This window comes from Prevotella conceptionensis 9403948 (assembly GCF_000312305.1).
GTDB lineage: Bacteria > Bacteroidota > Bacteroidia > Bacteroidales > Bacteroidaceae > Prevotella > Prevotella conceptionensis.
In genome coordinates this window covers 162,553-172,019 of the sequence record NZ_HE999450.1, presented here as the reverse complement: position 1 = coordinate 172,019, position 9,467 = coordinate 162,553, and the positions used below count along the sequence as shown (strand labels likewise).

The 9,467-nt window shown below is 47.5% G+C and carries 8 protein-coding genes and 1 pseudogene; 6 read left to right on the top strand and 3 right to left on the bottom strand.

Features of this window, described 5'->3' with window-relative positions:
* The 3 genes from BN93_RS18085 to BN93_RS12535 all read right to left on the bottom strand — a co-directional run.
* The coding region (locus tag BN93_RS18085; protein WP_052311379.1) for a hypothetical protein at positions 1-979 on the bottom strand (979 nt) is incomplete at its 3' end.
* 119 nt (positions 980-1,098) lie between these two features.
* Positions 1,099-1,824 carry an outer membrane beta-barrel protein gene (locus tag BN93_RS12540; protein WP_019188674.1) on the bottom strand — a complete coding sequence of 242 codons (726 nt, stop codon included), beginning with the start codon at positions 1,822-1,824 and terminating at the stop codon, positions 1,099-1,101.
* Between the two features lie 472 nt (positions 1,825-2,296).
* Complete coding sequence (locus BN93_RS12535; RefSeq protein ID WP_157462841.1) at positions 2,297-2,854, bottom strand: hypothetical protein; 558 nt, start codon at positions 2,852-2,854, stop codon at positions 2,297-2,299.
* A 202-nt stretch (positions 2,855-3,056) separates the two neighbouring features.
* Between BN93_RS12535 and BN93_RS17725 the strand changes: the two genes are divergently transcribed.
* The 6 genes and pseudogenes from BN93_RS17725 to BN93_RS12510 all read left to right on the top strand — a co-directional run.
* Positions 3,057-3,200, top strand: coding sequence for a hypothetical protein (locus BN93_RS17725; RefSeq protein ID WP_019188672.1), 144 nt, complete (start codon positions 3,057-3,059; stop codon positions 3,198-3,200).
* Positions 3,201-4,733: 1,533 nt separating this feature from the next.
* A complete protein-coding gene (locus BN93_RS12530; protein ID WP_044260713.1) occupies positions 4,734-5,132 on the top strand; it encodes a PH domain-containing protein in 399 nt (132 codons plus the stop codon).
* On the top strand, positions 5,129-6,415 hold the full coding sequence (gene dacB, locus BN93_RS12525) for a D-alanyl-D-alanine carboxypeptidase/D-alanyl-D-alanine endopeptidase (RefSeq protein WP_019188669.1): 1,287 nt from the start codon (positions 5,129-5,131) through the stop codon (positions 6,413-6,415). Before BN93_RS12530 ends, dacB begins: the two co-directional genes overlap by 4 nt.
* A 44-nt stretch (positions 6,416-6,459) precedes the next feature.
* Positions 6,460-7,626 (top strand): mechanosensitive ion channel family protein, encoded by a 1,167-nt coding sequence (locus BN93_RS12520; protein WP_044260734.1) that lies wholly within the window; start codon positions 6,460-6,462, stop codon positions 7,624-7,626.
* 335 nt (positions 7,627-7,961) lie between these two features.
* Positions 7,962-9,137, top strand: a complete 1,176-nt coding sequence (locus BN93_RS12515; protein ID WP_019188667.1) for a tetratricopeptide repeat protein — start codon at positions 7,962-7,964, stop codon at positions 9,135-9,137.
* A 13-nt stretch (positions 9,138-9,150) separates the two neighbouring features.
* A pseudogene (locus BN93_RS12510) lies at positions 9,151-9,467 on the top strand (A/G-specific adenine glycosylase); the annotation flags it as partial.

Sequence of the window (9,467 nt, the reverse complement as noted above, 5' to 3'; positions counted from 1 at the left end):
TGGCCTGCACCCTTGCCCGAAGCGTTTCTCTCAGGTGTGCCTGCGTCAGCTCGTCGGCCGAGGCGAACATCGCAGGTCGGTCGCTCGTGAAGTCGATACCACCAGGATTAAGTGGAATGGCTAGCCCAACGCCCACACCCATGTAAAGGTTTCCAAGAAGATAGAGCCGCGCGGCAAGCTGCGGCATGAGGACATGATAGCAGAAGTTCGTTTCCTCGTTCACGTTGCCTGCCAGCTTATGTTCTTTCAGTGTCGATGCAAGCCAAGTGTAATCCGTTGCAAGCTCCATTCCCAATCGGTTACGGCGCAATAACGCAAAAACGCCTATCGTGGGTACTGTGGCCCCACACGCTTCCAACGTGTAACGCGGACGGATGTTACCCTCTTCAACCATTGCACCGAGATTGTTGATGACGGCATAGCCCGCACCTGCCCTGATGCCGATGCGCGATTGATTATGCCCCTTATATCGTACGGTTATCCGTTTCCTCGGTTCGCGTGCCGATTTAGGTTGTCGGGTCTTCTCCGCAGGGGTGTTCTCCTCTGCGGCCGGTTCGATTTGTTGCTCCGTCTTTGGCTCTGTTGGTTGGTCGGGTTGTTGTTGCGTTTGCTGTTCCACAGGTTGTTCGGTTGCTCCAACCCGCGTTTGTGGCGCATCCGTTACACCCTCGTCTTCTGCTGTGGCGTGCTTCTCCTCCTTCTTTGGGGTTGTTGGCTTAGTGTTAGTACGTCTCTTTATGCCCTTTGTCCCAGCATCTTTCCTTATACGTAAGCCACTTCCCTTGGGATGAGTTCCCCCAGAGGTATGTTGCGGAGCAACCTTTGTCGAGGTTGTTCCCTGTTCAGTTGGTGGGGGCGTGGGTTCTTCTGCTGTTTTGCGTTTGCAGAGTCGGAAACACAACAACAGGGCAAGCACAATGGCCAAAAGGGCTACGGCACGCCGCACATTGCGTTGGTTATTGGGGCTAGGGTTATTCATGTGTATGCAAAGATAGATAGTAATATTATAAGGAACGCGCGCGTACGCGCGAGAGAAACAAGCGAGTGAATAGGCAACAACGGTTTATCTTTTTACAGTGCAGCGGTTCAGCGCAGGCCTCACTTAATGTCTATCACATACGCAACCGTAAGCTCTGCCTGCCAGTTGTGGTTGGCGCATTCCACCCAGTTAAAGGTGTTGGTCTCGGTCTTGATGGTACTCCCCAAACTGTAATGAAAGCGCAAGTCGATGCAGATGCCCGAATGGAAGTCGTAGCCCACGCCTCCGCCAAGTGCAGCGTCGGGGCGTCCTTTTAGCTTACTTCGCATCACCCGTTCCGTCTCCTCGACGCTTGGGTACTTCCACTTCTTAAACTTTGCGTCCTCTTGGTTCCCTTTATAGCTTAGGTTTTCGGGCGAAAGGTTCGCTCCAAGGCGTCCACCCAGCGACACATGCCACGTGTTTCGCTCCTTGAAAGGATAGAGGTTGAAGTAGGCTGCCAAGCCCAGATGGTGGTAACGCGCGGAGAGCGTATAGTTTAGCTCGTCCCTATCATCGTACCTAACACGTGCCGTGCGGTTGTAATAAACGATGCCTGCCTCCACGCCCCACAGGCTTCCCTGCGGCTTATACAGAAAGAACAGCTCGGCGCATGGCACAAACAGCACGCGTTTCCGTAAAGAATAGTTGGAATAATAGTCCTCGCTCACCAATATCCGGTCGACGTTGGAATTGGAACTGATGCCTCCGCCAAGCCGCAGGCCTGCGTGGAAATTGCCGTCTTGTGCCGATAAAGGTTGACAGACGGAACAAAGCAAAAACGCAACAGATACAATTGCTTTCATGGCTCAATGTGTTTTCGTGTATTGTTTATGTTTATGAGACAGATGTCTCCACGGCTACAAATATAGTAAAAGTAAAATAAGCAGCAAAGACTTTTTGGTACTTTTTTACAAAAGTGTGGTATATTTGTTTATTGAAGTCATCTTGACTTTTCTCTCTTTCTTATCTTTTTCAGAATAATTGATATAAATACGATATAGATCCATGCCTTCCAACTAGAACGTGTTGTATCAAAACCCATTAAGTACACTTCTGTATTAGACCATCCACACATTGACCCCTCTCTATACACCCCCCTTTTGTACAGCAAATCACTTAGTAATTCTCCCGCCTTTCGTACATGAGTAGCGTTTTTATCGTGGCCTTATCGCATCACAAAGACAATAAACTCCTCACTATTTCTTGAAATATTAAAAGTCAAGACTACTTCAATGGGGTTTGGGGTCGGTAAGCCAACAACTTATTCATTACACGTCATATTCCACACATCCCTTCGGGTTCTTGATGAACATACTTAACGTTTTGAGAAATATGGAATTTCAACATAGGAATAAGATAATCGTTTTCTTTCAAGTCTTCTGCATCAATAACATACTCAAAACACAAATGCGTTATCACTTCTTTGGGATTTAAATTATACACACCCAAATCTCGTAGTTCTAGTTCCATTAATCGAACACAAATGCTAATACTGTCGCCACTATTTAGCATACTTTTATTCTGCCAATAGTAAGCACCTGCCATTACATTATGCTTCTTTGGTGATGAAACTTTAATAAAAGAATGATACTTATTTCCTCTTTCATCGCTTATAGGGATAAAAAGGTTTCTACAAGTTACATTCTTAATTTTAAATACGACATTTATTTTCCGTGAATATTCTATATGAGAACCATCAGGATTATAATTAGGGGGATAATTGTCCACCACTGCCACCAATTGGGCAGGTAACTCCACATTGGATCGACAACCCATTAATGTGAATGCGATGAAAACAAATAACGCACGGCACGCATTGTTAACAGTTACCATAATCTAACACTATATTATTAACGAAGTCGTCTTGTCTTTTTAAGCTCCCTATACATTGAGAAGAGCTTATTACCTTTTGGCACAACAACCAAAATAAACACGCCTCTCATGTACGAAGTATTGGACAAATTTACAATAAAATTTAAAACTCTCACCCATTTACCGCCCACAAAATGCGGTTGTGTTTTTAAAGGAGTGGTTTATGAACAACGATGAACAACGAAAGGATAAGATATGGGCATACGCTTGGGGGCGTTACAAGTCTTCATTAGGCATGTACTGCGTGCGCATGGCCAGCAACCACACCGCTGCACTTTGCCGTGGAGAGTTCGGCGGACATCATTAGCTTGTCAACTTGTCTGCTCGTTAACCTGTCTACTCGTCTACTTATCTACTCGTCTACTCGCCAACCTGTCCACTCCTTAACTTATCCACTCCTTAACTTATCCACTCCTTAACCTGTCTACTTGTTAACTCGTCAACTGGTCTACTTGTCTACTCGTCTACCCGTCTACTCGTCAACTACTGTAATCTTTTCAGTAAGAATTTTAACATTATGAGTGCCTTCGTAATCCACCAACCGCCCATCCGACCGCAAAAATTCGATTCTCGCGAAGGTTTGTTTTGATGCAAAAAGGGGGTGCATGTAAATGCAGGCAAGATGAATGTGCATTGCATAAAGCCGCAACTTGCACCAGATTTTGGGCCATTTGCAGCAAAATGAAGTGCGTTTTGGTGCTAAATGCAGTGCAATATGCCGCTAAACGCAGTGCGTTTTGATGCTAAATGCAGTGCGTTTTGGTACTAAACGCAAGGTAAAATGGTGCTAAACATAGTGCGTTTTGCCGCTAAATGCGAGGCGAAACGCATAAAAATTCACTGCAAAGAGGTGGGTAAAACCCCTTCAAACCATTAAAAACCTGGGTCAAAGTGGGCAAAAAGTGCTTAAAAAAGTGGGATTTTAGGGGCTAAATGTAGGCAGTTGGGGTTGAAATAATTACCCGATGGCAAGCAACTAGAAAGGCAAAATGGTGCAAAACACAGGTTGTTTTCTTAAAAACAGACAAGTAGAAGAGTGCGTAAGACAGAGAATAGTGGGTATTTTCCTATTTTTCAACCGCTATTTTCTCTAGAATGGAGAGTCAAGCAGAGGGTGTTTTGTAAAATATAAAGACGCAAATTAACACCACATTAAGTAGCCTTGCTGTTGCTTATACACTTCAATCCAAAAACAAAGTCCCTATTTCAGACACCCAAAATGCGAGTTATGCAAAAGAATTTTGGTAGGTTTTATAGTCAAACAGAATTGGATTTGGAAAGCCATAGATACACCGTAAGCAAACCAAAGTGTTGCTTTTTCCCTACGTAAGGGCTTGTTGATGCCATGCTATGTGCATCTTGCGATCTTCTACCAACAATTTCCCAAAAGCAATTCTGTTTGGCTATAAAATTCTGCACTTATGCCTTTTCACCCGTTTAAAATTCGCTCTTCACTGGATTTTTGCCTCTATCTGTGCAGCTTTCCCTTGCTCTTTCAGTTGCATTGTCCACCATGCTCCAACAAGATTTACAGGGAAATCTGCACAGATAAAATCTAAAAAATACAGTGGAGGTAACTTTTAGAACCTGTCTTTAATGATTTTGCACTTGCTGGTTGACTCTACACCCCACCCTCTTTATACTAAAAAAGAATAAACAAGGCAGTAAAGGGACGATAAGAACAATTATTTTTGTAACTTTGTAGATCGTGAAATGACAGTTGGCAAAAGGATGCCGATACCGCGTTGTTGCCCAAACAACGCCCTTGTGCTAATGGGGCGGAGCGGCAAACAGGCACCCACACAAACGCCAACACCTCAACAAAAGCACCTACCCCACAATGGACAGAACATTCCACCAACGCCTTTCACCCGCATCAGTCTGCGGCATACTTGCCTTTGCACTGCTTGCGCTATACATGTTTTGGACGAAAAGCCCCCTGGCTGGATGCTTGTTGGCCGCCGTGGTGGTGCTAATGATAGAACGAGTTGTGCACACCACGTACGTGTTTCGCCGCAACGACGACGAAGAGATGCTGTATATCGACAACGGACGTTTCTCAAAAACAAGGCGAATACGCGTTAACGACATCGTTTCATGCCGCAAGATGTCTACGGGATTCGGCCTTTCGCAATATGTGCTGCTGCAATGCGGACACAAACGGCTAGTGAGCGTGCAACCAGACAACGCCGACGCCTTTATCGACGAGATAAGGAAACGGCAAGCAACACCCAAATGATGAAATTAAAGAGCAAATACGCCCTCGTACTTCTGTTGGCTTGGCTGATGGCCTTGCCAATGATGGGGCAAGTGGAAAAAGACGTTACTGACGACGATGACGAAACCGTGGCAGCGGCAGACACGCTGTCTGCCGACTCGCTTTTGGCCGACACATTGGCCACTGACAGCCTGTTGCCGTGGCCCCAATCGGTGAAAGCACGCATAGACAGGCTGCTACAAGCCGACATGTTGCGCACTTCGCAACTGGGATTGATGGTTTACGACCTCGATGCCGACTCGGCCATATACCGCTTTAACGAACGCCAAACCATGCGCCCCGCATCTACCATGAAGGTGATAACGGCCATTACAGCCCTCGACAAGCTGGGCGGTTCGCACCAGTTTAAAACAGAGCTGTGCTATACAGGCACTATCGAAAACCGAACACTTACGGGCAACGTGTATTGCGTTGGCGGTATGGATCCGCGTTTCAACACCGACGACATGCACGCCTTTGTGGAAAGCCTGCAAAAGATGGGGGTAGACACCATTCGCGGCACACTCTACGCCGACAAGTCGATGAAAACAACCGACCTTTTGGGTAAGGGTTGGTGCTGGGACGACGACAATCCTGTGCTCTCGGCATTGGTCTATGCGCGCAAAGACGTGTTTATGGACCGCTTTATGCAAGAACTACGCAAGGCAGGCATCGTGCTAGACGCTTTTACCGCCACGGGTCAACGTCCGCAAGACGCCACTTGCATCTGCACGCGCTTTCACACAATGGACCAAGTGCTGATGCGTATGATGAAAGAGAGCGACAACCTTTACGCCGAAGCCATGTTCTTCCAAATTGCCGCAGCAACGGGAAACAAGCCCGCCACGGCCAAAAACGCGGCACAAGTGGTGAAAAGGCTCATCGCCAAGCTAGGCCTTAACGCCGCTGATTACAAGGTGGCAGATGGGTCGGGGCTATCGCTATACAACTATGTTTCGACCGAATTGGAGGTTGCCATGTTGCGCTATGCCGCTCGCAATGCCAACATTTACCTGCACCTTTCGCCCTCGTTGCCCATCGCCGGCATAGACGGCACGCTGAAATCGCGCATGAAAGGGGTGTTTACTCGTGGCAACGTGCGTGCCAAGACGGGCAGCGTTACGGGCGTGTTCTCGCTGGCAGGCTATTGCACAGCCGCCAACGGACATCGCCTTTGCTTTGCCATCATCAACCAAGGCGTGATGCGCGGCCGCAACGCACGTGCATTTCAAGACAAGGTTTGCACGGCTCTATGCCAACCCTAGCCCCAAACAACACTGATAACCATGTTTTAAAAACCAACATATCAATGGAAACAATAAAAGATTACGTAGAACAAATTATCCGCCTGACAGGCGTATCGGGCAACACCGTGCCCATTGTGCGCCACGTTTTGTTGGTGCTGGTCACCATATTACTGGCTTGGGCGGCAGGCGCGCTTTGCCGTAAGATACTTATTCCCGTGGTGCACCGCATCACCAGCAAGACGAAAAGCAATTGGGACGACATCCTTTTCAACGACAATGTGCTGAAGACGGCAAGCCGAATTGTGCCAGCCATCGTGGTTTCGTGGCTCTTACCCTTGGTGTTCTTCCAGTATGCCTGGGTGCATACCGCCTTAGAGAAACTCACGGCCATATACATTGTGGTGATGTCGGTAAGGCTTTTCATCGCCTTCATCAACTCACTCACACAGCTTAAACTATCTTCCAGTCCGGCCGTTCGCCAATATATCCGCACATTTTGCGGCGTATTGAAAGTTATCGTTATCTTTATCGCCGTGATTGTGGTGGTTGCTATCCTCTTCAACAAGAACCCGCTGTCGCTCATTGCTGGTCTTGGAGCAACCTCGGCCATACTGATGCTGGTGTTTAAAGACACCATCGAGGGGCTGGTTGCGGGCATTAGGCTAACGAGTAACGACATGGTGAGGAAGGGCGACTGGATAACGGTGCCGTCAACACCTGCCGATGGCGTGGTGGAAGACATCAGCCTGACCACCGTAAAGGTGCGAAACTTCGACAACACCACCGTTACCGTTCCGCCGTTGGCATTGGTTAGCGGTTCATTCCAAAACTGGCGTAGTATGCAAAAGGGTGCTGGGCGACGCGTTAAACGCTTGCTGTACGTAGATTTCAGAAGTGTTAAGCTGGTAGACGATGCCCTTAAAGACTCGCTGCTTTCGAGCAAGTTGCTCACCGAAGAGCAGATGCAAGGCCAACAAGTAAACATCTCGCTCTTCCGCTTGTTCATCGAACAATATCTTACCAAGCGTACAGAGGTGAACGAAGAGCAAACGTTGATGGTGAAACAGATAGAGGCCACGCAGTGCGGACTGCCCATAGAGTTCTATTTTTTCATTAAGAATGCACCCGACATCCATTACGAACACACGCTGGCCGACATCATGGAGCATATATATGCCTATACGCATGCCTTCGGCCTAACCATCTATCAGCAATATCCCGAACAATAAACGGGGTTGTGAGGGTATGAGGTTGTGAGTTCATTAGTTCGTGAGGTTGTGAGGTTATGGGTTCATGAGCTTGTGAGTTCGTGAGGTTATAAGCCGATGAAGTTATGGAGCTGCAAGTTTGAAAGGCGGCCCATTCACTGGCCAACCCCTACAAGTGACTTTAAATCCAACACGCAAAAGCTCGTCAATGCGTAATTAGAAACAGCATACAACAAAACTAAAAAAACAGAAGTATTCTACAACCAAGAAATTTAAATCAAGCAAAAACGGTGGTGAAGACAAGGCTTCGCCACCACCAAATATCAACATTAAAACTAATATCAACCATAACGCTTATGAAGAAAACACTACTCGCGGCACTGCTGTTGCTCGCCGCAAACGCTGCACAAGCACAGAAAACGGAGCAAGAAAAACAACTGCACGAGATGGACAGCACTGCTCGTATGCTCATTGCCGACGGCAAATTCGACAAGGCCATAGCGGCTTTCACAGACTACACCGCAAAGGTAAAGCACCTTCATGGTGAGGCCGACACCATCTATATTGACGGGTTGGTGTTCCTTGGTAAGGCCTATTTCAGGGCCAAACGCCTGAGTAAGTCCGTAGAAACGGCCCAGAATGTGGTAGACCTATACGGCAAACACTTCAACACCAAAGACAAACGGTATGCGTGGTACTTAGACAACCTCTCGCTATACCTATCGTCTAACGGACAACATAAGGAGGCTATGGCCAACAGCAAGAAAGCATTGAAAATATACGAGGGGCTTTATACCAACGATAAAGACATGGCTGTGATACTTATCCACGCTGCCGAGAACTCGTTTTACGCAGGCAATAAGGCCGATGCCATCAATTTTCAGTTGCGCGCATTGGCCATTTACAAAGATCTCTTTGGGCAACATGCCCAAGAATACACCGACGAAGCCGAGTATCTGGTTACCTATTACGAGGGGAATAACCAGGGAGACAAGGCCCAAAGCCTAAGCGAAGAGTTGGAAAAGCTAAAAGAAGAGGCCAAGAAAGGCTATGGCGACTTGCCTGAACTGCCGAAACTTGAAACAGCCGAAGACTGCCGAAAGCATACCAAAGATGTTGAAAGATGCTGCCAATACTACCTATCGCATAGGTTTACTGCCCGCGACATGGAAGATGCAGCTAGGTTTATCATGGCTTGGGCGGTGCCGTCAGACCAAGTTACGATACCAATGGGGAAGAACGAATCCCAACTTCTAGCCAAAAAGGAGTCGAACCCTTACTTGTTTAGCTATTATGCAGGCTACATTCTTTATGCCTTAGAGAACAAGGAAACCAAAGAAACAGAGGACGGATACGAGGCTGCGATGGTGGCAACACTGAACCATTACATCAACAACAAAGACCTTACGGGACCTGTACCCGCACTCGAAAAGTACGTAAAGCTGTATAAGAAAGATAAAGACAAGATGTTTGCACTGATACGAAAGAACTTCCCTAAGACCGAAAAGGAGGACAAAGAGAAGGAGAAGTAGCCTTCTTTGCGCCATGCCCTGCTCATTATCGTTTTTGCTTAAAGCCCACATCGTGACCACAACCCATCCCTTTTCCACCGCCCTACTCCATTGGTTTCAATGCCACGGCCGAAGTTTGCCGTGGCGCGAAACCAAAGATCCGTATGCCATTTGGCTTAGTGAGGTGATTTTACAGCAAACGAGAGTGAGCCAAGGCATGGCCTATTGGCAGCGATTTATGCGCAGTTACCCCACGGTAAACGCCTTGGCAGCTGCCACCGAAGACGAAGTGTTGCGCCTTTGGCAAGGTTTGGGCTACTACTCGCGCGCTCGCAACCTGCACCCAAGCGG

Coding starts and splice junctions, on each gene's coding strand:
- BN93_RS12540 (WP_019188674.1), bottom strand. CDS start 1,824: ATGAAAGCAATTGTATCTGTTGCGTTTTTGCTTTGTTCCGTCTGTCAA.
- BN93_RS12535 (WP_157462841.1), bottom strand. CDS start 2,854: ATGGTAACTGTTAACAATGCGTGCCGTGCGTTATTTGTTTTCATCGCA.
- BN93_RS17725 (WP_019188672.1), top strand. CDS start 3,057: ATGAACAACGATGAACAACGAAAGGATAAGATATGGGCATACGCTTGG.
- BN93_RS12530 (WP_044260713.1), top strand. CDS start 4,734: ATGGACAGAACATTCCACCAACGCCTTTCACCCGCATCAGTCTGCGGC.
- dacB (WP_019188669.1), top strand. CDS start 5,129: ATGATGAAATTAAAGAGCAAATACGCCCTCGTACTTCTGTTGGCTTGG.
- BN93_RS12520 (WP_044260734.1), top strand. CDS start 6,460: ATGGAAACAATAAAAGATTACGTAGAACAAATTATCCGCCTGACAGGC.
- BN93_RS12515 (WP_019188667.1), top strand. CDS start 7,962: ATGAAGAAAACACTACTCGCGGCACTGCTGTTGCTCGCCGCAAACGCT.